This is a genomic window from Clostridium prolinivorans, from assembly GCF_004011155.1.
Classification (GTDB): Bacteria; Bacillota; Clostridia; order Clostridiales; family Clostridiaceae; genus Clostridium_AT; species Clostridium_AT prolinivorans.
On record NZ_RJWG01000009.1, the window covers coordinates 1 to 25,939 of the forward strand.

The 25,939-nt window shown below is 26.3% G+C and carries 22 protein-coding genes and 2 riboswitches; of the genes, 6 read left to right on the forward strand and 16 right to left on the reverse strand.

Annotated features, from left to right (window positions below; genetic code table 11):
- Positions 1–339: 339 nt before the first annotated feature.
- Positions 340–978, reverse strand: a complete 639-nt coding sequence (locus EGD97_RS08370) for a restriction endonuclease (RefSeq protein ID WP_078682112.1) — start codon at positions 976–978, stop codon at positions 340–342.
- A gap of 341 nt (positions 979–1,319) precedes the next feature.
- On the reverse strand, positions 1,320–2,294 hold the full coding sequence (locus EGD97_RS08375; protein ID WP_078682113.1) for a metal ABC transporter substrate-binding protein: 975 nt from the start codon (positions 2,292–2,294) through the stop codon (positions 1,320–1,322).
- A 203-nt stretch (positions 2,295–2,497) separates the two neighbouring features.
- Between EGD97_RS08375 and tsaE the strand changes: the two genes are divergently transcribed.
- Genes tsaE through rimI form a run of 3 tightly spaced genes read left to right on the forward strand, consistent with a single transcriptional unit; the run spans position 2,498 to position 4,102 of the window.
- Positions 2,498–2,956 carry a tRNA (adenosine(37)-N6)-threonylcarbamoyltransferase complex ATPase subunit type 1 TsaE gene (gene tsaE, locus EGD97_RS08380; protein ID WP_078682114.1) on the forward strand — a complete coding sequence of 153 codons (459 nt, stop codon included), beginning with the start codon at positions 2,498–2,500 and terminating at the stop codon, positions 2,954–2,956.
- Positions 2,953–3,663 carry a tRNA (adenosine(37)-N6)-threonylcarbamoyltransferase complex dimerization subunit type 1 TsaB gene (tsaB, locus tag EGD97_RS08385; protein ID WP_078682115.1) on the forward strand — a complete coding sequence of 237 codons (711 nt, stop codon included), beginning with the start codon at positions 2,953–2,955 and terminating at the stop codon, positions 3,661–3,663. Before tsaE ends, tsaB begins: the two co-directional genes overlap by 4 nt.
- Positions 3,656–4,102: a ribosomal protein S18-alanine N-acetyltransferase gene (rimI, locus tag EGD97_RS08390; RefSeq protein WP_078682116.1), complete on the forward strand. Its 447-nt coding sequence runs from the start codon at positions 3,656–3,658 to the stop codon at positions 4,100–4,102. Before tsaB ends, rimI begins: the two co-directional genes overlap by 8 nt.
- A gap of 48 nt (positions 4,103–4,150) precedes the next feature.
- Here the strand turns inward: rimI and EGD97_RS08395 are convergent, their stop codons facing one another.
- Positions 4,151–4,783 (reverse strand): ECF transporter S component, encoded by a 633-nt coding sequence (locus EGD97_RS08395; RefSeq protein ID WP_078682117.1) that lies wholly within the window; start codon positions 4,781–4,783, stop codon positions 4,151–4,153.
- A 115-nt stretch (positions 4,784–4,898) separates the two neighbouring features.
- Positions 4,899–5,027: riboswitch (FMN riboswitch) on the reverse strand.
- A gap of 74 nt (positions 5,028–5,101) precedes the next feature.
- On the reverse strand, positions 5,102–7,261 hold the full coding sequence (locus tag EGD97_RS08400) for a Tex family protein (RefSeq protein WP_127837039.1): 2,160 nt from the start codon (positions 7,259–7,261) through the stop codon (positions 5,102–5,104).
- Positions 7,262–7,439: 178 nt separating this feature from the next.
- Between EGD97_RS08400 and EGD97_RS08405 the strand changes: the two genes are divergently transcribed.
- Positions 7,440–8,789 carry a M28 family metallopeptidase gene (locus tag EGD97_RS08405; protein WP_228201995.1) on the forward strand — a complete coding sequence of 450 codons (1,350 nt, stop codon included), beginning with the start codon at positions 7,440–7,442 and terminating at the stop codon, positions 8,787–8,789.
- Between the two features lie 41 nt (positions 8,790–8,830).
- Here EGD97_RS08405 and prfB read toward each other — a convergent pair.
- The 6 genes from prfB to recD2 all read right to left on the reverse strand — a co-directional run bounded on the left by prfB (position 8,831) and on the right by recD2 (position 18,104).
- Positions 8,831–9,953 (reverse strand): peptide chain release factor 2 gene (gene prfB, locus EGD97_RS08410; RefSeq protein ID WP_180376965.1). Its coding sequence is split into 2 segments (ribosomal slippage): positions 8,831–9,874 and positions 9,876–9,953, totalling 1,122 coding nucleotides; the frame shifts between segments, so codons are not numbered across the junction.
- 145 nt (positions 9,954–10,098) lie between these two features.
- Complete coding sequence (gene secA, locus EGD97_RS08415; protein ID WP_127837040.1) at positions 10,099–12,603, reverse strand: preprotein translocase subunit SecA; 2,505 nt, start codon at positions 12,601–12,603, stop codon at positions 10,099–10,101.
- 170 nt (positions 12,604–12,773) lie between these two features.
- Positions 12,774–13,310 (reverse strand): ribosome hibernation-promoting factor, HPF/YfiA family, encoded by a 537-nt coding sequence (gene hpf, locus EGD97_RS08420; protein WP_078682121.1) that lies wholly within the window; start codon positions 13,308–13,310, stop codon positions 12,774–12,776.
- Between the two features lie 870 nt (positions 13,311–14,180).
- Positions 14,181–14,852 (reverse strand): ComF family protein, encoded by a 672-nt coding sequence (locus EGD97_RS08425; RefSeq protein WP_078682122.1) that lies wholly within the window; start codon positions 14,850–14,852, stop codon positions 14,181–14,183.
- A complete protein-coding gene (locus EGD97_RS08430) occupies positions 14,825–15,724 on the reverse strand; it encodes a hypothetical protein (protein WP_127837041.1) in 900 nt (299 codons plus the stop codon). The genes EGD97_RS08425 and EGD97_RS08430 overlap by 28 nt, the downstream gene beginning before the upstream one ends.
- A 160-nt stretch (positions 15,725–15,884) precedes the next feature.
- The gene (gene recD2 / locus EGD97_RS08435; protein WP_078682124.1) at positions 15,885–18,104 is read right to left on the reverse strand and encodes an SF1B family DNA helicase RecD2; all 2,220 of its coding nucleotides are present in this window, start codon (positions 18,102–18,104) and stop codon (positions 15,885–15,887) included.
- A gap of 324 nt (positions 18,105–18,428) precedes the next feature.
- Here recD2 and nagA point away from each other — a divergent pair, with 324 nt between their 5' ends.
- A complete protein-coding gene (gene nagA / locus EGD97_RS08440; RefSeq protein WP_078682125.1) occupies positions 18,429–19,577 on the forward strand; it encodes an N-acetylglucosamine-6-phosphate deacetylase in 1,149 nt (382 codons plus the stop codon).
- A 211-nt stretch (positions 19,578–19,788) separates the two neighbouring features.
- Here nagA and EGD97_RS12405 read toward each other — a convergent pair whose 3' ends face one another.
- The 3 genes from EGD97_RS12405 to EGD97_RS08450 form a co-directional block, all read right to left on the reverse strand.
- A complete protein-coding gene (locus EGD97_RS12405) occupies positions 19,789–20,037 on the reverse strand; it encodes a hypothetical protein (protein ID WP_078682126.1) in 249 nt (82 codons plus the stop codon).
- A 102-nt stretch (positions 20,038–20,139) separates the two neighbouring features.
- Positions 20,140–21,318: a methionine adenosyltransferase gene (gene metK, locus EGD97_RS08445; RefSeq protein ID WP_078682127.1), complete on the reverse strand. Its 1,179-nt coding sequence runs from the start codon at positions 21,316–21,318 to the stop codon at positions 20,140–20,142.
- 71 nt (positions 21,319–21,389) lie between these two features.
- Positions 21,390–21,489: riboswitch (SAM riboswitch) on the reverse strand.
- A gap of 236 nt (positions 21,490–21,725) precedes the next feature.
- Positions 21,726–22,421: a hypothetical protein gene (locus EGD97_RS08450; RefSeq protein ID WP_127837042.1), complete on the reverse strand. Its 696-nt coding sequence runs from the start codon at positions 22,419–22,421 to the stop codon at positions 21,726–21,728.
- A gap of 196 nt (positions 22,422–22,617) precedes the next feature.
- On the opposite strand from EGD97_RS08450, the gene yyaC reads away from it, so the two are divergent.
- Positions 22,618–23,160 (forward strand): spore protease YyaC, encoded by a 543-nt coding sequence (gene yyaC, locus EGD97_RS08455; RefSeq protein WP_078682129.1) that lies wholly within the window; start codon positions 22,618–22,620, stop codon positions 23,158–23,160.
- A gap of 249 nt (positions 23,161–23,409) precedes the next feature.
- Here yyaC and mreB read toward each other — a convergent pair whose 3' ends face one another.
- The 3 genes from mreB to EGD97_RS08470 all read right to left on the reverse strand — a co-directional run bounded on the left by mreB (position 23,410) and on the right by EGD97_RS08470 (position 25,752).
- Positions 23,410–24,444 (reverse strand): rod shape-determining protein, encoded by a 1,035-nt coding sequence (mreB, locus tag EGD97_RS08460; protein ID WP_078682130.1) that lies wholly within the window; start codon positions 24,442–24,444, stop codon positions 23,410–23,412.
- A 100-nt stretch (positions 24,445–24,544) separates the two neighbouring features.
- The gene (gene spoIIID, locus EGD97_RS08465) at positions 24,545–24,799 is read right to left on the reverse strand and encodes a sporulation transcriptional regulator SpoIIID (protein ID WP_078682131.1); all 255 of its coding nucleotides are present in this window, start codon (positions 24,797–24,799) and stop codon (positions 24,545–24,547) included.
- A gap of 176 nt (positions 24,800–24,975) precedes the next feature.
- Complete coding sequence (locus tag EGD97_RS08470; protein ID WP_078682132.1) at positions 24,976–25,752, reverse strand: M23 family metallopeptidase; 777 nt, start codon at positions 25,750–25,752, stop codon at positions 24,976–24,978.
- Between the last annotated feature and the right edge of the window lie 187 nt (positions 25,753–25,939).

The window sequence follows — 25,939 nt, forward strand, 5'->3', positions numbered from 1 at the left end:
TATACATATAATCAATTTGTACATTCTTAAATGATCACTTTCTTACATTCTTATCGTATCATTTATAATTATGCACAGGAAGGACTTTCTTCGGTCTCCAAAACCGTTGGTTGCGGGTTCGATTCCTGCTGCCCCTGCCAAAGTAACTAGAAACATAAAAAAAGAGTTTTAGTATATTTTAGTGTATACTAAAACTCTTTTTTATTTTACTTTAAAACAACTTCAATCCATTGGTGTTATGAAGAAAATTTAACTACTTTAATCTGTTGTTTAGATAATTACCTATTATTAGATAATTACCTATTAAAAGGTTATTTGAATAGATATTGTTAATACTTTTTAATTTATGGCTAAATCAGTTTCATCTTTAATATTAATAATTTCATTAAAAATTTCATCACTATTGATTTCTCTAATCATATTAATTAATTCACTAAATATTATAAACTCCAATTGTAAATCAGTGTTTTTTTCAATATTTTTTAAATATTCCCATGCATTTTTATTAATACTTCCTGTAGTAACTATAATTCCTTTTTTTATGCCATCACCAACCATAGCTCCAACTAACTTTTGGCATATTTCTCTACCTATTTCAAATGTATCATATTCACCATTACCATCATTGTATCTTTTACACTCTACATATGTATCTCCATTTAATATAATATCTTTACCTCCATCACAAGAAGCTTTAGTTAGTTCAACACTTTCGTACTTTCCAGATTTTTTAAATAACCATGCACAAAATTTTTCAAATTCTCTACCTGTCATATTTTTTATTAAATTTTCTGCTATTTTTAAATCAATTTCACTTAATGAATTATATTCTTTAAATGAATTATGATCTTTAAATATAAATTTAAAGATTTTTACTATTATTAATTTAATCCATTCATATGATAATATTGCCAATATAAAAATAAAAAACATTTCTCCATAATTTACATCTAATAATTTTAAAATAATTTCTCCCATAAAAAATCACCTCATATAAATTATTGGCACAATATATATTTTTATACTTATTTGAATAATATATAAATTTATTAATAATTATGTTTATATATTTTCATAATTTTGTCAATAATTTAATTGAGGTGATTTCATGAATATAAAAAAATTAACTAAAAATATTGCTAAAATATATTTTTCCATAAGTGTGATTACATTAATTTTATTTTTTTTATTAATTTTATTTACTCCTAAAATTTTAAACTGGATTTTGTTTAAATAAAAAATTAAAATTTCCATGATTTTTAAAAATCGTGGAAATTTTAATTTTTATGAAATATCCAATAAAATTTCATATTAAGAATTTACTGATTTACATCTGCTTTTTTACTTTCTTCTTTTAATTGTATATTTTGAAGTAAAGTTTCTAAATTTTTTAAATTATACTTTAACATATCCTTATAATTTATGTCATCTTTATAAGATATAATATTTAAAGTATTAATATTATACTTTTTTATAAGAAAATCATTTGCTTTTAGTTTTTCTTCATTGTCATACAAAAATATAATATTGTTATTCCCTTTAATTTTCTCCTCTAAATCAGAAATTTTTTTCTTATCTTCTTCTGTAAGTACTAAACCATAATTATATAATTTTAAGCTGTTAAGTCCATAATTTTTTATAAAATAATCAAGTTCATCACCATCTACTATGAATGTATAGTCTTTTAATTGTTCAGTAATATTTTTTAATTCTTTTTCATATCCATCAATTTCTTTTATTAAATCATTAAAATTCTTCTCATATATATCTCTATTTTTTGTATCCTTATCTTGTAATGCATTTTTAATATTAAGCATTGCTATTTTATAATTTTCTGTATTTGACCAAAAATATGGATTATCATTTATAGTTTTATCTTTATATAAAATTCCACGCTCTAATTGTATTATTTTAACACCTCTTGATATATTAACAGGAGCAACCTTATTTTTATTTAGCTCATTTATAAAATTTTCAATCCATGGTTCCATTGCATTCCCAAAATAAAAGAATATATCTTTTTTACTTATATAATCTAAATTTTCTTTTGAATAATTAAAATTAAAAAGTTCATCCTTATTAGTAAACATATATTCTATATTGTTTTTATCTTTTGATATATCTTTAACCATATTATAAAGAAACTTATTAGTTGTTACTATATTTAATGGAATTTGTTCTTCATTTTTATTCTCTGATTTTATATAAGGTTTAGTTTCTTTAGATTGGACAGTACAAGATACAAATATAAATACAAAAGATAAAATAAATATGCCTATTATATTTTTTTTCAATTTATACACCTCTGTATTATTATAATATGGTATTTACTATATATATTTTACATAATATATATGTTAAGTGCAAACTAAACTTTCTATATATTTAATTCCCATGTTTAATATTATAATAATAGTTTATTATATAATTGCCTTTTTTATTTATGTGTATTAATATAAAAATATATGTTTATGTAAAAACTTAGGAGTGAAAATTTATGGAATTTATTGTAGATAGTGTTGAAAAAACTATTGCTCTGGGTGAAAAAATTGGAAAACTTGTAAATTCTCAAGATATTATATGTTTAATAGGTGAACTTGGAACAGGTAAAACTCATATAACAAAAGGAATAGCAAAAGGTTTAGGTATAAAAGAACATATTACAAGTCCTACATTTAATATAGTAAATGAATATTATGGAAGATTAAAACTTTATCATTTTGATGTATATAGAGTTAATGATCCTGATGAAATATATGCTATTGGCTTTGATGAATATATATTTTCAGATGGAGTAAGTATAATAGAATGGGCTAACTATATAGAAGAACTCATCCCAAAGGAATATTTAAAAATTACTATAGAAAAACTCCCTAATTTAGGTGAAAATTATAGAAAAATAACTTTAGACGCATATGGAGATAGATATAATTATATAAAGGAGATTAGTTTATGATAGTATTAAGTATAGATTCCTCAACAGAATGTGCTAGTTGTGCACTTGTAAGTGATGAAAAGCTTATTGGAGAAATAAATTACAATAGCAAAAAACAGCATTCTATAATATTAATGCCAATGGTGGATAAACTTCTTAAAGATTTTAAATTAACTTTAGAAGACATAGATGGATTTGTAGTTTCAAAAGGACCTGGTTCTTTTACAGGCCTTAGAATAGGTATGTCTATGGTGAAAGGGTTAAGTCAAGGAACTAATAAACCTTTTGTTTCTATATCCTCACTTGATGCACTTGCTTTTAATTTTCCTTGTAGTAATTCTATTGTTTGTCCTATATTAGATGCACTTAGAGATAACGTATATACAGCTTTATATTATTTTAATGATGGAAATTTAAATAAACTTACAGATTATATGACACTTTATATAGATGATTTAATAGAAATGATAAAAAAATATAATAGTCCAGTTATATTTGTAGGAGATGCTGTACCTAAATTTAAGGATAAACTTGCAAATAATATCTTAAATACCTATTTTGCACCTAATCATCTTAATGTAGTTAAGGCTTCTTCATTAGGAGAATTAGGCATAAAAAAACTTTTAAACAAAGAATACGATAATCTTTATACTTCTGTACCAATATATTTAAGAAAGCCTCAAGCTGAAAGAGAGTATGAAAAGAAGATGAGTATAAAAAATGAATAAAATAGAAATTGTACCTTTTAACGAAAATTATATAAATGATATTTTTAAAATAAGTACTATGAGTTTTACAACCTCTTGGAGCTATGAATCAATAAAAGAAGAATTAAATAATAAATTTGCTAAATATGTAGTGGCAAAAATAAATGATATAGTAATAGGTTTTGGAGGAGTATGGCTTATATTAGATGAAGGACATATAACAAATATTGCAGTTCATCCTGAGTATAGAGGTATAGGAGCTGGTGATATGATTGTTGAAGCTTTAATTGAACTTTGTAAGTTAGAAGGAATAAAATCTATGACTTTAGAAGTTAGAGCTTCAAATATAATAGCACAAAATTTATATAAAAAACATGGTTTTATAGAAGCTGGTATAAGAAAAAATTATTATTCTGATACTAAAGAAGATGGAATTATAATGTGGAAATATAATTTATAATTTAAAAGGCAACTTGTAAATTTACAAATTGCCTTTTAAATTATAATTTTATATTTCATTATATTTTTCTTTTTTGGCTGAAAAATCAGTATTTTTATGAAGTACTGGAGATAAACCTTTATATAAAGGTGTTGTAATGACTGCAATTACTATACCTTTTAAAATATTAAAAGGAACTATTGACCATATTATAAGAGTTTTTAAATCTGTAACCTTTGGATTAATTGCTTTTGCCATATCTATAATAGCTTGAAGTCCAAATCCTCCTGCTGTTGCATAAAAAGGTATTAATATAAAATAATTAAATAATGCAGCAGTTATTGTCATAGCAATGTTCCCAAGAATCATACCAAATATGGCATTTTTCTTTGATTTGTGTCTTTTGTATATATATCCTGATGTAAATACAAAAGCTGAACCTACTAAAAAATTCGCAAGTTCTCCAATCCACATTGTTTTTGAACCTGTTATAGCACCATTTAATATATTTTTTAATAATTCAATTATTACACCTTCTACTGGACCTAATGCAAAAGCTCCAATTAATGCTGGAATATCACTTAAATCAATTTCTAAAAAAGATGGAAAAATTGGTAATTTAAAACTAAACATCATAATTACAAATGATATAGCCCCTAAAAATGAAATTTTTACTAATGTGTTTATATTTTTGTTCTTCATTAAAGTCCCCTCCTTATAATATTATTTTGTATATTTGTATAATTTAATTCACAATAAAAAGCCCTGACAAAACTGTCAGGGCAAACAAGCTTATAAATTAAATATATTTCTAAATATATTTCTTCTTTCATCCAGACTTTACTGTCGGCTTCGGAGTTACACCGAATCTGCCATAAAATGGCTCGCGGGCTATACCGCCGGTCGGGAATCCTAATTTCTTAGTCACCCTGCCCTGAAGATTATAATTATTAACTTTTATAAAAAAATTATATAACAATTTTATACATAAAACAAGTATTACAAAAAATTTTTTAATAATTATTCTTTTTTCATACTAAGAGATATTCTTTTCCTTTTTTCATCTACATCTATAACTTTAACCTCTACTATATCTCCAACTTTAACAATATCTAAAGGATGTCTTACAAATTTATCTGACATTTGGCTTTTATGTACAAGTCCATCTTGATGAACTCCTATATCTATAAATGCTCCAAAATCAGCTACATTTCTTACTGTACCCATAAGTACCATCCCTGGTTTAAGTTGAGTTATATCTATAACTCCTGTTTTAAATATAGGTTTAGGGAGCTCTTCTCTTGGATCTCTTCCTGGTTTTTTTATTTCTTTAACTATATCTTTTAATGTAGGAATACCTATGCCTAATTTTTCAGCTAAAAAATCTATTCCTTTTTCATTAATTCTTTCATCTATGTCATAAAGCTTTGAATTTTTTAAATCATCTAAAGTATAACCCAAAATATTTAAAAGCTCTTTAGCAGCTTTATACGATTCAGGATGAACAGATGTATTATCTAAAGGTTCATCACTTTCCATAACTCTTAAAAATCCTGCACATTGTTCAAAAGCTTTTTCTCCAAGCCTTTTTACTTTTAAAAGCTCTTTTCTATTTTTAAATTTTCCATTTTCTTCTCTATATGCAACTATATTTGAAGCTATTGTTGAGTTTATACCAGATATATAAGATAAAAGTGATGGTGTAGCTACATTTAAATCAACTCCAACAGAATTAACACAATCTTCTACTACTCCTCTTAAGGATTCATCTAATTTTTTAGGACTTACATCATGTTGATATTGTCCTACTCCTATGGATTTTGGATCAATTTTTACAAGTTCAGCTAAAGGATCTTGTAATCTTCTTGCAATAGATATAGCACCTCTTATAGAAACATTAACTTCAGGATATTCTTTAGATGCAAGTTCAGATGCCGAATAAACAGAAGCTCCAGCTTCACTTACTATTACATAATAAATTTCTTTACCTGTTTCTTCTTTAACTTCTTTAATAAGTCTTGAAAGTACTTCTTCTGATTCTCTGCTAGCTGTTCCATTACCCAAAGATATAACATCTACATTATATTTATAAATTAATTCTTTAAGTTTTTTTATAGAACCTTCTATATCGTTTTGAGGTTCAGTAGCATAAACTGTTGCCTGATCTAAAAATTTTCCTGTATCATCTAAAACTGCTATCTTGCATCCAGTTCTAAATCCAGGATCATATCCTAAAACAACTTTTCCTTTTATTGGAGGCTGCATAAGAAGTGATTTTAAATTAGCCTTAAATATTTCTATTGCCCCATTTTCTCCTTTTTCAGTTAAATCTGCTCTTATTTCTCTTTCAATAGAAGGATATATAAGTCTTTTAACAGCGTCTTTTATAGCCTCTGCAATATAATAGTCTGTTTCTTTATTTTCTTTTAAACATTTTATATTTAAATATTGTATTATTTTATCATTATCTACAGTAATTTTAACTGATAATATTTTTTCTTTTTCTCCTCTATTAATAGCGAGAATTCTATGAGGTGGAATTGATTTTACAGCTTCACTATAATTATAATACATTTCATAAGGTGTAGGCTCCTCTGAACTTCCATTAGTTTCAATTATACCTTCACGAAGAACTAAACTTCTTATCCATTTTCTATAATCAGCTACATCTGATATCATTTCACTTATAATATCCATAGCTCCCTTTAAAGCTTCTTCTTCATTTTTAACTCCCTTTTCTTCATTTATAAAAGTTTTAGCATATTCTTTAATATCTCCATTAAATTCACCATTAAATATTATTTCTGCTAAAGGTTTTAAACCTTTTTCTACAGCTATAGTTGCTCTTGTTCTTTTCTTAGGTTTAAATGGTCTGTATATATCTTCAACTTCTGTAAGAGTTTCTGCTGCCTCTATATTAGCTTTTATTTCTTCAGTCATATTACCTTGCTCTTCTATAAGTCTTTCAACATCTTTTTTTCTATCTTCAAGATTTCTAAGATATGTAAGTCTTTCTGAAAGATTTCTAAGTGTTATGTCATCAAGACCTCCAGTAACTTCTTTTCTATATCTTGCAATAAAAGGGACTGTATTGCCTCCATCTAAAAGTTCTATGAAATTTTCCACTTGCTTTTTTTTTAAATTAAATTCTTGAGCAAGTCTATTTGAAATATTTCCCATAATATTATTTGTACCTTCTTTCTTTAAATTGTTACATTAAATGGTAAAATAGTATACTCTATACTATATTATTTTACAAAACTATCCTGCAAATTAAAAGATAAAATTTAACTTTAGTTATATAAAATTATAAAAGTTCATATTATTTATAGATAGTAATAATATAAAGGAGTACAAAGTGAAAAAAAATATAACTGCATTTATGATAATAATATCAATATTATTATTAACTTATAGTATAAATATTTTTAATAGAATTTATAGTTTTAACCATACAATAGTAAAAAATAACATAAATTATTTATCTTCCGACTATTTTAAAGGAAGACTTGCAGGGAGTCTTGAAAATTTAGAAGCTGCTACATACATAAAAAATGAGTTTAAAGAAATTGGTTTACTACCTTTTAATAATGATTACTATGATCCATTTGATTCAATTTATCCTCAAAAATTAAATCAAGATCCATACTTTAAAATATTAGATAAAAAAGGATCTTTTGTAAAAGAATATAAATACGGTGTAGATTATAAAGAAGAAATGTTAAGCTTTAAAAAAAACCATATAGTTTTTAGTAATAAAGACTATATTAAAGAAGGAAATGAAGCTTTACAAGTTATAAAAGGAAATAATAGTTTTTTATTCTTTGTACCTCAAGGAGAGGACCTTAGTTTTAGAAGTTCTTTTATGGCTTTTGAACCTTCTTCTCAAGATATGTATATAATGCTTTCTAAAAATGCACTAAAAGAAGTAAAAAATTATTTATCTAAAGAATATACAATTTCATGTTTTATACCTTTTGAAGTAAAAGAAACAAAATTAAATAATGTTACAGGCTATATTAAAGGGAAAAACTCTAGCCTTCCACCCATTATAATATCTGCTCATTTTGATCATGTAGGTTCTGATGCAAAAGGAACAGTATATAATGGTGCTCTTGATAATGCATCTGGTACTGCATTTTTACTTGAATTAAGTAAATATATATCCTCTTTAGGAACTCCAGAGAGAGATATAATTTTTGTAGCCTTTAATGCTGAAGAATTTGGGCTTTTAGGTTCTAAACATTTTGTTGAAAAATACTTAAATGAAATTCAAGGAGCAAAAGTTTATAATTTTGATATGATTGGCAGCAGTTCTGTACCATTAAATATAATGGGAGGTAAAGATGATTCTGATAATACAAAATTTGTTCGTTCTATAGTTTCTACACTAAATAAAGAAAAAATAAATTATAATCTTACATTTGAACCTTCCAGCGATCACGAATTTTTTAGAAAAAATGGAATTGATGCTGTAACTTTCTGTGACAGTGATATGTCTAGAATTCATACTCCAAAAGATGATGCTCAATATATAGAAGTTTCAGCTATTGATAGAGCTTTTAATGTAATTTCTAAAGAAATAATAAAAGAAGGATTTGATAACAATATTTTTCTTATATATTATAAAGATATTATTATATTTTCATCATCAACGTTAATTTTGTTTATTTTTATATATCATCGTATAAATAGCTCAAAAGAATAAAATAAAGCAGCAGTTTAAATTCACTAACTGCTGCTTTATTTTTATATATCTAATTTACCATTACTGCTTTGCTTTAAATATTCTTTGATAAATAAATCTATTTCTCCATTCATTACACTTTCTATATTCCCATCTTCTATTCCAGTTCTATGATCTTTTACTAATGTATAAGGATGAAAAACATAAGAACGTATCTGGCTGCCCCACCCTATATTTTTAAGTTCTCCTGTTAAATCTTCTATCTTTTCTTTATGTGCTCTTTCTTTTAAATCTATAAGTTTTGCTTTAAGCATTTTTAAAGCTGTTTCTCTATTGCTATGCTGACTTCTTTCGCTTTGACATTGAACTACTATTCCTGTAGGTATATGAGTTATTCTTATTGCTGATTCTGTTTTATTTACATACTGTCCTCCTGCTCCACCAGCACGATAAGTATCTACTTTTAAATCTTCAGGTCTTATTTCAATATCTTGATCTTCGGTAAGTTCAGGAAGAACTTCAACAGAAGCAAAGGATGTTTGCCTCTTTCCATTTGCATTAAAAGGCGAAATTCTAACTAATCTGTGTATTCCCTTTTCTGCTTTAAGATATCCGTAAGCAAATTCTCCTTCTACCCTTATAGTTACTCCTTTAATACCAGCTTCATCTCCACTTTCATAATCTAAAGTTTCAATTTTATAGCCTTTATTATAACACCATCTTGTATACATTCTTAAAAGCATTTCTGTCCAATCTTGTGCATCTGTTCCTCCTGCTCCAGCATGAAGAGTTAAAATAGCATTATCTTTATCATAATCACCAGAAAGCATAGTTTGTATTTTAAATTCCTCTATTTCTTTTTTTATGTTTTTAATATTTGTTATTATCTCTTTTTTTATTTCTAAATCTTCTTCATCTTTAGAAAGCTCTATTAAAACTTCTATATCTTCTAATTCACTTTCTAATTTTTTATATTTATCTAATTTATCTTTAAGGATTTTTGCCTCTTGAGTTATACTTTGGGCTGTTTTTAAATCATCCCAAAAATTCTTTTCCTGCATTTTATTTTCAAGCTCATTTATTTTTTTTTCTAAAGTTTCTAAGTCAAAGAGACCCCCTAATCTCATTTAATTCTATTTTTAGATTTCCTAAAGAATTTATTGCTTCATCAAATTCTGAAAACATACATATCACTCTCCATTTTATTTTGCAAATTGAAATAAATATAAGTTATATGAAAATTAGCTGCAATATATGAAATATGTAAATACTAATATATTTCATGTATTGCAGCAATAAATTTCGTAACAGTTTTTATATTAAAAATATTTTAAGCTAATCTTCCACAGCAATTTTTGTATTTCTTTCCAGATCCACAAGGGCATGGGTCATTTCTGCCAATTTTTTTATCTTTTTTTATAGGCTGCTTTGGAAGAGATTGTTCAGCATTTGTACTAGTTTCAACAGCTACTTTTTCTCTTTCAGGTGCTTTTTCAATTTGAACGTGGAAAAGATATTTAACAGTATCAAGCTTTATGTTATAAATCATTTCATTAAACATTTCGCTTCCTTCAAATTGATAAGCCTGAACAGGATCTTGCTGCTTATATGCTCTAAGACCAATTCCTTGTTTTAAATGATCCATATTATCTATGTGGTCCATCCACTTACTATCTACTACTCTAAGAAGAATAACTCTTTCTATTTCACGCATTTGTTCTGGAGTAAATTCTTCTTCTTTCTTTTTATATATATCTAATGCTATTTCTATAAGTTTTTCTTTAATTGCTTCATTCCCCATATCTTTAAGTTCTTCTATAGAAATAAAGCTTTTAGGAATACAAATTTCATCTAAATAAGCAATAAGCTTTGATAAATCATCTTCAAATTCTTCTTCAATTCCAGAAATATGGGAATCAACTGCAGAATTTATAACATCTTTTATCATATCTTGAATTTGTTCTTTTAAGTTTTCCCCTTCAAGAACTTGTGAACGCTGTTTATAAATAATTTCTCTTTGAGTATTCATTACATCGTCATAGCCTAAAAGAGTTTTTCTTATATCAAAATTATTACCTTCTACTTTCTTTTGAGCATTTTCTATAGCAGAAGAAACCATTTTACTTTCAATTGCTTCATCATCTTGAAGGCCAAGTCTTTCTACCATACTTTGAAGTCTTTCTGAGCCAAATATTCTCATTAAGTCATCTTCTAAAGATACGTAAAATCTTGATTCTCCTGGATCTCCTTGACGTCCAGAACGTCCTCTAAGCTGATTATCTATACGTCTAGATTCATGTCTTTCTGTTCCTATAATCTTAAGTCCTCCAAGTTCTGTAACACCTTCTCCAAGTTTAATATCAGTACCACGGCCTGCCATATTAGTAGCTATTGTTACCATTCCTTTTTCTCCGGCATGAGATATAATTTCAGCTTCTAATTCATGAAATTTAGCATTTAATACTTGGTGAGGTATTCCTTTCTTTTTAAGCATAGAAGAAACAAGCTCTGATTTCTCTATACTTACTGTACCTACAAGTACTGGCTGACCTTTTTTGTAAGTTTCTTCTATTTCTTTAACTACAGCATTGAACTTACCTTTTTCTGTTTTATAAACTAAATCAGGATGATCTATTCTTATCATAGGCTTATTAGTAGGTATAACAACTACATCAAGACCATATATTTCTCTAAATTCTGTTTCCTCTGTAAGAGCAGTACCTGTCATACCAGAAAGTTTTTGGTACATTCTAAAATAATTTTGAAATGTTATAGTTGCTAAAGTTTTAGATTCCTTTTGAACTTTTACTCCCTCTTTAGCTTCTATTGCTTGATGAAGTCCATCACTGTATCTTCTTCCTTCCATAAGTCTTCCGGTAAATTCATCTACAATAACAATTTCTCCATCTTTTACAATATAATCTTTATCACGTTTCATATGATAATTAGCTTTAAGTGCTTGAACTACGTGATGTTGAATTTCCATATTAGAAGCATCTGTATAATTGTCAAGTCCAAAAAACTTTTCAGCCTTTAAAACACCTTCGTCTGTAAGCATAACTGCTCCAGCTTTTTCATCTACAGTAAAATCTTTATCCTTTAATAAAGTTTTTACAAACATATCTGCAATTCTATAAAATTCTGTAGATTTATCTCCTTCTCCAGAAATTATAAGAGGAGTTCTTGCTTCGTCAATTAATATAGAGTCAACTTCATCCACAATAGCAAAATTAAGACCCCTTTGAACTCTTTCTTCTTTATAAATTACCATATTATCTCTAAGATAATCAAAACCAAATTCGTTGTTTGTACCATAAGTTATATCTGAATTATAAGCTTCTCTTCTTTGTTCATTATTTAAATCATGAAGTATTACTCCAACACTTAAGCCTAAAAATTCATAAATTTTTCCCATCCATTCTCTATCTCTTTTAGCAAGATAGTCATTAACGGTAACTATATGAACACCTTTTCCTGAAAGAGCATTTAAATAAGCAGGTAAAGTAGCTACTAAAGTTTTTCCTTCACCAGTTTTCATTTCTGCTATTCTTCCTTGATGAAGTACAATTCCTCCAATAAGCTGCACTCTATAATGTTTCATGCCTAAAGTTCTCCAAGCTGCTTCTCTGCATACTGCAAAAGCTTCAGGGAGAATATCGTCTAAAGTTTCACCATTTTTTAGTCTATTTTTAAATTCTTCTGTCTTTCCTCTAAGTTCTTCATCGCTAAGACGCTGTATATCTCCTTCCAAAGATTCTATTTTATCAACAATTGGAAGTATTTTTTTCACTTGTCTTTCACTATAACTTCCAAATATTTTGTTTATTAATCCCATAATTTTTCATCCTCACTATCTTATTCAAATTAAAACAAACATTTATACTTAATAGATTATATCATCTAATTAAATTCCATTCAACTTTTTACAATTATTTAAATTATTTTGTTAAACATAATAAAGGACACAAGCTTTAAGCCTATGCCCTTATGGTTAATTTAATTTACTTAAAATTCCGGTTCAATTAAACCATAATTTCCATCTTTTCTTTTATAAACTACGTTTACATCTCCAGTATCAGCATTTGAATATACGAAGAAATCATGACCTAAAAGATCCATTTGAAGTACTGCTTCTTCAGATGACATTGGTTTTATTGCAAATTTTTTAGTTTTAACTATTTTAGGTTCTTTAACTTCATCAGCACTATATTCATATATAGGTATATTTTGATATTTTAATGGAACATTTGAATGATATTTTCTTTCAAGTCTTGATTTATGCTTAACTATCTGTCTTTCAAGTTTATCGCTTACTATATCAATAGCTGCATACATGTCAGAGTTGGCTTCTTCGCTTCTTAAAAGTACACCATTAAACCTTATGGTTACTTCAATTATTTTTCTTGCCTTCTGCACACTTAAAGTTACAAAAGCCTCTTGTTCACTATCGAAAAATTTATCCAATCTAGATAATTTTTTTTCAATAGCATTTCTTAAGCCTTCTGTAACCTCGATGTTTTTCCCTAATATGTTTACCTTCATAAAGACAGCCCCTCTCTACTTATATTAAATCTATAATATAAGATTTTAAATAGTAAATTTTTATTTCTTAAGTATATTTTGTTAATATAATTTTATAGCGAATTTTACCAAATATCAATAGTAATTTTTATAATTAACAAAATATTTAATAAATTCACATTTTTATTACTTATGTTACACAAAATGCAATAATTTTTGATTTTTTATATTTAAAATATTATATTTATATATAGCGTTGCTTTATAATTATATGTATTTTTTTATTTTATATCCTTAAAGATTTTTAGTTAAATTTTAATAATCAGAAATTTATAGAAAAAAATGTAAATTTTTTAATTAGCTGCAATTTCATTAACCTCAATAAGCTGTAATTTAATTTTCATTACACAATTTATAGTATATGTAAATTTCTATTACATCTATATATAGTTATTAATATTTAATAAAAATCCCTTTTGCAATATAATTATTTTATAATAATTTACTATATATATTTTAAAATATATTTAAAATTCTTATTTTTTTATTTTTTAAAGTAGTTTCAAGTAAAACTAAAGAAATAGCATTAAATAACCCTAATAAATAATATTAAAATAATAAAAAAATAATGTGATGTATTAGCCATATAAAAACCGATACACCACATTATTTTTACTATAAGTTAGTTGACCTGGTCTTTGCCCCCACACTCGCCTGCTGGAGTTTTTGCTACTCGGCATTATCCTCTCACTACTCACTCTCTCGTAAATTTACGGCAGGACTTACTTCTAAGCCGCACCATGCTCATTAAACATTTGTTTAACTTACGTGGGTCGTTTTGCCTGCGACTGGCATCGACTTTCAACCACAAACCTAACTTATCATTTTTTATTATACTCTACTTTTTGCTGCTGTCAATATAATGACCTCTTTCGCTCCTTTAGATAAAAGCTCTTTACTGCAGCAAAAAGCTGTAGCTCCTGTAGTAAATACATCATCAATAAGTAATATTTTTTTATCTTTAAAATATTTTTTATTTACTGCTTTAAAACTGTTTTTTAGATTTTCCCAACGCATATCATCATCTAATCCTATTTGATCTTTTGTATATTTTATTTTTTTTAAACAATTTACAATAGGTTTTTTATTATAATTTGAAATACGTTTAGCTAAAAATTTGCTTTGATTAAATCCTCTATGGCTAAGAGATTTTCTATGAATAGGAACAAATGATACTATATCATATGAAATTTGTTTTTCTTTTATAGTTTCAAAAAGAATATTGCTTAAAACTTCACCACATCTAAAATCACATTTATATTTTAATTTTTTAATTAGTTCCATTACTATTCCATTATAATAAGTAGAACTATAACACAAAAGTTCTATATTATCCTTTTTTAAATTAAATTCTTTATTTAAATTATTTATTTTTCTACTGCATTTAATGCAAAGAAAACTATCTTCATGGCAGTAATCATTACAAATAATACAATTTTCATCATTGTTGTATATTACACTTAAAGAACTTTCTATTAAATATCTAATAATCCCTTTTCCCATGCTTCTTTATTAAAACATCTTATTATATTTTTAGCTTTATCCATATTTTCACTTTCAGTATTAGCTAAAAATATGACTTCTTCTCCTTTTAAATATTTGTTTCTTCCTGCCTTTGCACAAAAATATATTAATTTTTTATAATCAAAATATAAATTGTCTGCATGATATACTATTATATCTGTATCCTGCATATTTATAGATTCTTCTTTGTAATCATTTGTAATTAATATAGCTTTTTTTATTTTAGAAAAATTATATAATATTTTTTCATCATTTTCATTGGCTATATAATACATAATATTTTTGCCTAAATTATCTTTAAAATTTATAAAATACGAATAGACATTATATACATCTTCTTTACTTGGAAGATAAATTATAATTTTTCTATCATTAGAAATTAAAAATTTTAAATAATCATATATTATATATGGAATATCTTTATTTAAATCTACTCGTGTAATTACATATCTTGGTTCTATTAAAGGCATTCTATTAATTCTTGTAGGTATAATTATATCCTTTATATTTTTAAATATACTCTCTATAGAAAAACATATTGCTTTACCATTCTCATCTAAACATTTTATAACTAAATCTAATATTTCATAACTAGTATATTCTGGAAAACTATTTACATCATCATATACAACTAAATTATATTTATTTTTTAATTTTACAGCATTTTTATAATTACATATGATTAAAGAAGCATTTTCAGAAACATAACTATTTCTTATATAAGTATAATCTCTAAAGTCAGTGTATTTTTTTATTACATTTAATATTTGAATATTATTTTCATCTTCTCCTGTTATGTAAAGAACTTTTTTATCTTTGTCTATAAAATATAGTAAAGTTTTTAAAAGCACATTAGGCGGATTATAAGGAGGGGAAATAACATTTAAAGCTTTTTCTCTTCCTAAGCACCAATTAAATATACTTTCAGAAATTTTATCTTTATAATTTATAAAATTAGATGTTTTATAAATAACTATAAAAATCCCCTGCCTTTCCTACCTTTATAATCTTTTATTTTTCATTGTCTATTATATTTTTAATTCTCCAATTTAAAGCAGAAAATCTTTCAAAGCTTTTATTATTGTTTATCATAAATTGTATTGCTTTAATAGAACCTACTAAAACTACCATTTGTTTAGCTCTTGTTATTCCTGTATAAAGAAGATTTTTATTCATAAGAAGGGGAGGCCCCATAAAAGCAGGCATAATAACTACAGGAAATTCGCTGCCTTGACTTTTATGTATAGTTATAGCATAAGCTAAATCTAATTCATCTAATGAAGTACTATCATAATATACTCTTTTTTCATCATCAAAATTTACTATAATAGTATCATTTTCTTCATCTATTTCTTCTATATAGCCTACATCTCCATTAAATATACCTGTTCCTTCAGGCTCTCCTTCTCCTTTTATTCTAGTCCATTTTATACTATAATTATTTTTAATCTGCATTACTTTATCGCCGGTTCTAAATATAATATCTCTAAATACCTTTTCGTTTTTATAAGGTTTTTTAGGATTTAATATTTCTTGAAGTTTTTTATTGAGATTAAAAACTCCTAAATTTCCTTTTCTCATTGGAGAGAGAATCTGAATATGCTGCATTTTATTCCATTCTTTATTGAATTTAGGTAATCTTATGTTTATAAGTTCTATTATTGTGTTTAATATTTCATTTTGATTATCATTTCTTATAAAATAAAAGTCTTTATTTTTTTCATTTAAAATAGGCATTTCTCCACTATTAATTTTATGAGCATTTACAATAATCATGCTTTCTTTTGCCTGTCTAAATATATGTTTAAGCCTTACAACTTTAACACATTTACTCTCTATTATATCTCTTAATACATTACCAGGTCCTACAGAAGGGAGCTGATCTACATCACCAACTATTATTACTCTGGTGCCTATAGAAACAGCTTTAAGTAAACTATTCATAAGCATAATATCTATCATAGAAGCTTCATCAATTATTATTACATCACATTCTAAAGGTGAAGATTCATCTCTTATAAAATCTAAATTTTCATCTTCACCTATTCCTATCTCTAAAAGCCTATGTATTGTTTTTGCTTCTCTACCTGTAGCTTCAGTCATTCTTTTAGCAGCTCTTCCAGTTGGTGCAGCCATAAATACTTTCATACTAGCTTTTTCAAATATACCTGTAATACAATTTATTATGGTAGTTTTCCCCGTTCCAGGACCTCCAGTAATAATTTCTATTCCATTTTCAAAAGCCCCTTTTATTGCCTCTATTTGAGTTTTTTCAAAATTTATATTATTTATTCTTTCAAATTCCTTTATCTCAAACTCTACATCAATATTTATAGGTTGGTATTCGCTAAAGGCCAAAGTAAGTATTTTACGCGTTACTCCAAGTTCACAATAATAAAAAGGTATATTAAAAACACATTCTTTTCCATCTATGACTTCAACCTTTACATTTCCCTCAAGAGCACTATTATATAATACTTTTTCTATTTCCTCTTCTGACACTAAAAGTAATTTTTTGCACTCTTTTACTAATAGATCTAAAGGCATATAAGTATTTCCCATAGAACAAAAATCATTTACTATATACTTTATACCACTTTTTATTCTAAAATCAGAATTCATTTCTACACCAAGATTTCTAGCTATTTTATCTGCAGTTTTAAAGCCTATTCCTGATATTTCTTCGCAAAGTATATATGGATTTTGTTTTACAATATTTATGGAATCAATGCCAAATTTTTTATATATTTTTATACATTGATTAGGAGTAACTCCATAGTTTTGAAGGAAAAGCATTATATTTTTAATTTCTTTCTGTCTTAAATAAGATTCTTTTATAATTTCAACTTTTTTATCTCCTATTCCCTCAATATCTATAAGTTTATCTATATCATTATCCAATATATCTAAAGTTTTATCTCCGAATTTTTCTACAATCTTCTTTGCAGTTACAGGTCCTATACCAGATATAACTCCTGATGCTAGATATTTTTCAATATCATAAGCTGTACTAGGAACTAATTCTTCATAAGCTTCTACTTTAAATTGTTTACCAAATTGAGGGTGAATAACCCATTGACCTTCAATTTTTAAATTTTGTCCTTCTGTTAAATATGGTATAAATCCAACAAAAGTAACTTTTTCATTTTCAGTTTTTATATTTGCTACTACATATCCATTATCTTCATTTTGAAATATTATATCTTCAACTAATCCTTGTATTTCTGGCATAAAATCGCCCCTATATTTAAAGTTTATATTTATACATTTTTAACAATAAAATATTATATATATAGAATACTTCAAAATAAACTATTTCTCAACCTTATATTACTTAAACATAATTTTTTAATAAAAAACTCAAATTTTAAAAATCCTATAGTATAATAAAATAATAATCTAAAAAGAAAATATGTTTTATATTAAAAGAGATCGTTTTTTAATATATTCATAAATTAAACTTTAAGTTTTATATATACTAAATTGGGTTGACTATTATGTTTAAAAATTTTACTATATAAATAAACGTAAAATTAGCTATAGGAGGCAAAATTTATGTTAATTAAAAATTGTAAAATAATATTTGAAAATAAAATTGAATTTGGAAACGTTCTAATAAAGAATGGAAAAATAGAGAAAATAGACATTGAATTTTTAGATAATAATGAAATTGATGATAATGAAATTATAGATGCAAAAGGTTTATATCTTTCTCCCGGATTTATAGATATTCATATTCATGGTGCAGGTGGCTGCGATACAATGGACGGCACTGTAGAATCTTTAAATACTATAGCTAAAACAATCGCTAATTATGGTACTACTTCCTTTCTTCCTACAACAATGACTTGCCCTATAGAAGATATAAAAAAAGCAGTTGATTCTGCTTCTCAATGTATGAAATATGGTACAGAAGGAGCAAATATACTTGGAGTTCATCTTGAAGGTCCTTTTATAAGTCCATATATGATAGGTGCCCAAAATCCAAAATATATTCAAAAGCCTTCTATTGATACTTTTAATCTTATTGCAAAAGATAATATAACTGCCATTAAAAGTATAACATTAGCCCCGGAAATAGAAGGAAGTAAAGAGCTTATTAAATATTTAAAAGATAAAAACATAATAGTTTCTATAGGTCATTCTAAAGCTACATATAAAGAAACTTTAGAAGGAATAAAATGTGGAATTAGTCACTCAACTCATCTTTATAACGCTATGACTCCTCTTCATCATAGAGAACCTGGAATAGTAGGTGCTGTTTTTGATACTGATATTACTACTGAAACTATTTCTGATGGAATTCATATAAGTTATCCATCGCTTAGAATTGCATATAAACAAAAGGGACTTGATAAAGTTATTTTGATAACAGATGCAATGATGGCTTGCGGTATGCCAGATGGAAAATATTCTTTAGGAGGTCAAGATGTATTTGTTAAAAATGGTGCTGCAAGGCTTAAAGAAGGTAATTTAGCCGGATCAATATTAACTTTGGATGATGCAATAAGAAATATATATAAAAATTCAAATTATAAACTTTATGAAATAGTAAAAATGGCAACTTATAATGCTGCTAAACATTGCAAGGTTGATAACAAAAAAGGCCTCATAAAAGAAGGTTATGATGCAGATTTAGTTTTATTTGATGAAAATATTAATATTAAAAAAGTAATTATTGGGGGCAAAATATTTAAATCTTAATAAAATAAATTAAAACTAATAAATTAAACCCCAAAATATTATTTATAATTTTGTCTTAATCTAAAATTATAATTTTATAATTAAATTACTATAATAGCTAAACTACCCTTTTATTATATTTTAGGTTAAGTTTCACTATATTTATCTATTTTAAAAATCTATTTTTATAAATAGCACTTAATTATTAAAAATATTTTATAGATTAATTATTCTATTTTTCTTTAAAATAAGAATTTAATCTTTTTTCTAAAAAATAAGATATTAAAGGTATGGTTATTAAAATTATAAATAATGATATAAAAAAACTTGGATTTATTTTGAAAACAAGAGCTATTTTATTTATAAAATTTATAAAAGAATATATAGAAAGAATTGCACTTCCTAAAAGTACTATAGCTATTAATATAAATGCTTTTGAAAAAGTTACCCTTATTATATGAAAAAATTTAGCTAATTTCATAGTAATACCTCTTTTCTTTTTATATATTAAGAGTATTGACAATTTAAAATAATTTATTTATTAAATATTAGTTATACAATAAAGACTGCTTATTTGCAGTCTTTATTGTATATATTCTTTAATTTCATTAACTTTATCTAATCTTTCCCATGGAAGGTCTAAATCCGTTCTACCAAAATGTCCATAAGCTGCAGTTTGTTTATATATTGGTCTTCTTAAGTCTAGATTTTTTATTATAGCAGCAGGTCTTAAATCAAATACTTTATTTATAATTTCTATAATTTTATCATCTGAAATTTTTCCAGTTCCAAATGTATCAACCTCTATAGATACTGGTTTTGCAACTCCTATAGCATAAGCAATTTCTACTTCTAACTTATCAGCTACACCAGCAGCAACTAAATTTTTAGCAACATATCTTGCTGCATAAGCTCCAGATCTATCTACTTTTGTTGGATCTTTACCTGAAAAAGCACCACCGCCATGTCTTCCATATCCACCATAAGTATCAACTATAATCTTTCTTCCAGTAAGACCAGAATCTCCTTGTGGTCCTCCAACAACAAATCTTCCTGTTGGATTTATGAAGTATTTTGTATTTTCATCTAAAAGATCTGCTGAAACTACTTTATTTATAACATGTTCCATTAAATCTTTTTCTATTTGTTCTCTTGTTACTTCTGAATCATGCTGAGTGGATATAACAATTGTATCTATTCTAATTGGCTTATCATCTTCATATTCTACAGTAACTTGTGTTTTTCCATCTGGTCTTAAATAAGATAAAGTTCCATTTTTCCTAACTTCTGAAAGTCTTCTTGCCATTTTGTGTGCTAAAGAAATTGCAAGAGGCATATATTCTTCTGTTTCATTTGTAGCGAAACCAAACATCATACCTTGGTCTCCAGCTCCAATGGCATCTATCTTATCCATTTCCCCTTTTTTTGCCTCAAATGCTTCATTTACTCCCATTGCTATATCTGGAGATTGCTCATCTATAGAAGTTAATACAGAACAAGTATCACAATCAAAACCATATTTAGCTCTGGTATATCCTATATCTTGTATAGTCTTTCTTACTATTTTAGGTATATCTACATAACAATTAGTAGATATCTCTCCCATAACTAAAACCATTCCTGTTGTAACTGCAGTTTCGCAAGCTACTCTAGCATTTGGATCACGAGATAATATTTCATCTAATACAGCGTCAGAAATTTGGTCACAAATTTTATCTGGATGTCCTTCTGTAACAGATTCAGAAGTGAATAATCTTCTCATTTATAAATTTCCCTCCTATGCTACATAAAAAATAAAACCCCTTCATAACGAAGAGGCACGATTAACGTATCCTCTTATCTTGCAGTAAATACTGCTGGAATTGGCACCTTTGTTGTAAAACTGGTTGCCGGGCTTCACAGGGCCATCTCCCTCCACCTCTCTTGATAAGAGATTATAATTTGGATTACTTTTAATTCTAGTACATAATATCACAGTAAAAAATTTCTGTCAATATTTATCGAATAAGCTATTTTGTAGTTATTATACTCAAAATATTATTTATAATATCAAACTAATAATTTTCAAATACTAAACTTTTTAGATATCTTAGAATTATAAAACAAAGTACTAAAGTTTTTGAATAAGTTAAAATTATAAAAAATTTAATATTCTAAAATTTAAATAGTTTAAGATTTATTAATTTTTTTATATTTTTCTTCTATATTTTTAATATTTTCATATTCTTTATCTGAAAGTCTCTGCTTTAACAAATTTAATGCATTTATTATATCTGCATTATTTATATATTCCTCTATTTTACTCTGATCTATAGGGGACAATGTTTTTGAAACAGTCAGTATTTTTTCTTTATCTAAATCTGTTATAAGTACATTATTTTTATTAATTGAATTATTAAACACTGATAAATTTTCCTCTGTATTTTCTTTATTATTGTTTTGATTTATTTCTTTATTATTATTTTCTTTATTGCTTTCTTTTAGTTTATTATCAGCTAAGCTATTATTTAAATTTGTAGTATTCTCTTCTTTTAATGCATCTAATAATTCTTTTTCATCTTTATAAGCTCTATCAAATTTAAATCTTATTACGCTTTTAGGTAATGGAGAAAATTTTATATTTTTTTCATTACTATCTGCTATTTTTTCTTTTTCAGAAGTTTGAGTATTTTTAATATTATTATTTAAATTTTTACTCTTTTTAGGTAAAATAGTTTGTACATTAATTTTTTTAATATTTTGAAAAATATTTATTTGATGAATACTATATTTTTCGTTTAAATAATCTTTATTTGTATATACAGTTGCAACTGTATATATAATAGTAAAAAATATAACAATTACAGAATAAAATTTTTTAGACATAAATAAAACCACCTCATCGTATTAGTATCCCCTTATTTAATATTTTTATTCATTCTTAATATTTTTATATTTAACAGCATATATATTATTAAATAGTTTATTACAATATAAGTAGAATGAACTTTATTGGCTACTGAATATTGATAGATATTAATCTCTTTTTAATAAAAAATCAATATGATAAGGAGGTTATTTGTTGAGTAAAGTTAAAACTCATTATAAAAACCCACTAGCTTATTACGAAATTGCAAATTTCCTAAAGAATTATATGGATGAAAATACAGTTATTGTATGTATAGGTACAGATAGATGTATAGGGGATTGTTTGGGACCATTAGTAGGAACTTTTTTAAAAGAAAAGTTTTTCCCGTTACCCGTATTTGGTACAATATCAGAACCTATTCATGCTTTGAATATTGATAAAAAGCTCTCTGAAATAAAAACTCTTTTTCCTAAAGCTAATATTATTGGTATAGATGCCTGCTTAGGAGATGATGATAGTATAGGTGAAATTCAAGCACGAGATTATCCTATACACCCTGGAAAAGGTGTTGGTAAATCGTTACCAGAGGTAGGGAAAATTTCTATTATAGGTATTGTAGATTCAAGCGACAATAATGAATTATTTACTAATAGAAATATAAGATTAGATTTAATAGTTGAAATAGCTAAAGTAATAACTCAAGCTATTATACATTCATATTATTTATATGAGAAAAATAAAGCAAAATCAACTTAAAATAAAAATCATTTTTATAGTTAAATATAAAACACATAAAATGCGTAATATCTAATCTTTTAAAAAGATTTATTTTAAAATAGCCACAAATCAAGTATTTTCGTTAAACTTACTAACGTTTAAACAAATAATACTTAATTTGTGACTATTATTTTACAAAAAGTTTTTTAACTTTACTTAATGTCATCACGCATTTTTTATTTATTTCGGCTTATAGGTCTATATATTTTTTAACATCTAAATTAAAATTTATCCTGATATTAATGAAACATCATATCCACTAATTCCAGTATCTATTTTATCTATATATTCTAATACTTTACCTGTTCCTTCTGCCACGCAAGAAACAGCATTGTCAGCTATACGTACAGGTACCTTAGTAACTTCAGCTATAAGGCTATCCAATCCGTTTAATAAAGATCCTCCACCAGTCATTAATATACCTTTTTCAGCAATATCAGCTGCTAACTCAGGAGGAGTTTTTTCAAGGACTGAATGTGTACAATCGGCAATAGCATTGACAGTTTCCCTTAAAGCTTCTCTCATTTCCTCTGAGGATACAATTATATTTTTGGGAAGTCCTGTTATAAGGTCTCTTCCTCTTATTTCCATAGTAATTTCTTTTTCTCTTTTATAGGCTGATCCTATATTTATTTTTAAATCTTCTGCAGTTCTTTCTCCAATCATTAATTTATGTTTTTTTCTAATATATCTTATTATAGATTCATCAAATTTATCTCCAGCTATTTTTATAGAAGCTCGTACTACGATTCCGCCTAAAGAAATTACTGCTATATCTGTAGTACCACCACCAATATCAATAACCATGTTTCCACTTGCTTCGGTTATATCAAGATTAGCACCTATAGCTGCTGCTAAGGGTTCTTCAATTAGATAAACTTTTTTAGCTCCTGCATTTATTGATGCATCTCTTACAGCTCTTTTTTCAACTTCTGTTGCTTGAGATGGAATACATACAACCACTCTAGGAGCAGATATTTTTTTACGACCACAAGCTTTTTTTATAAAATGCTTTAGCATTGCTTCTGTAATATCATAATCTGATATTACTCCATCTCTAAGTGGTCTTATAGCTACTATATTCCCTGGAGTCCTTCCTATCATTTGTCTTGCTTCTTCGCCAACAGCTCTTATTACATTGTTGTTTTTATCAATAGCCACTACAGAAGGTTCTTTGAGTATAACACCCTTTCCTTTGAGGTACACAAGTACTGTAGCTGTACCTAAATCAATCCCCATATCAGTTCCAACTTTAAAAAACATTCCCTTCTCCTCTCTATCTCTCATATAATATAGCAAGTTATATTTAACTTGAATTTATATTAAAATTAAATCATATAGATTAATTATAATAGGAATGCTTTTAACCTTCAATAGCTTTATACTTCATTTTAGTGGCTTTTCCACCTCTAATGTGCCTTTCTGCTTTATTAAAATCTAAAATCATTTTGGCTTCATCTGCAATTTGAGGATTTATTTTGGGTAATCTCTCTGTCATATCTTTGTGTATAGTGCTTTTACTTACTCCAAATACCTTGGCTGTTTTTCTTATTGTAGCTTTGGAATCAATAATATAATTTGCAACTTCAAGTACTCTTTCTTCAATGTAGTCTTTCAAAGTGCTACCTCCTTAACCCTTCTATATTTATAATATGCTTTTATACCCTGTTAAATTACTTTCATTAGCCATTTTCCGATGTTCATTTCGGTAAATGGCTAATGAAATGTTAGTATTTTATGCTATTTGCAAAATAGTATAATATTTTGCAATTTAAAAATAAGTTGATTTTATAACTATTTAGAAAGCGTATATTTTACATATTTAGCAGGATCAACTTTATTTTCATTTTTAGTTATGTCCTTACCCTTTACAACTTCAAAATGTAAGTGGCTGCCATATTTTTCATAGCCTGATCTAAGACTTGTGTTTCCTACTTTACCAATTACTTCACCTTTTTTAACTGATTTATCTTTTGATACTTTTATATCTGGGTCTAAATTGGCATATACAGTAGTTAATCCATTTTGATGATAAATGGCAACATATTTTCCATATTCGCCTTCACCAACTTCTAATACTTTACCATCTAAAGCAGCTACTACTTCTTTACCTAAATCAGTTTTAATATCAATACCTAAAACTGGTCTATATGTGCTAGTGCTATCTGACCATACAGGATCTTCGCTATATGCTCTTGCAAGTGTTCCTTCAACAGGATTAGCAAATTTAGTATCAACAGTTTTTGATACTGCAGCTGAAGTTTTGTTTGTTGAAGTTTTAGTCTGAGTATTATTAGTTTGAGTATTATCTACTGTAGATTTTGAAGGAACAGTATTTTTCTTTACTTGAAGAGCATTATCATACTCTTCATTAGCCTCTTGAGCTACAATTTCAGAGCCTTTTGTATCCTTTGCTGATTCCTGCACTACTGGTGGCTTTACAGGAGTCTTGTTACTTTTTGAAGTAACCGCTGCTACCGTAGCAACTACACACAAGCAAACAAAAAGTACTACATAAAAACCCTCCTTTTTAAAAAAGTTTGACATTTTGTTGAAATTTTTTTTGTCCATACAAACACCTCCTTTTTGTAGTTTGTCCAGTAGATACTAAAAAATACATATTTTATGAAAAAAATTTACTATTTTTTTCTACATTTTTTGACATAATTTATATAAAAATAAGCTGATGTACAAATAACCATTTAGTTAATTGCACATCAGCCATTTCATTTTTGTATTATATTCACTTAAAAGAAAC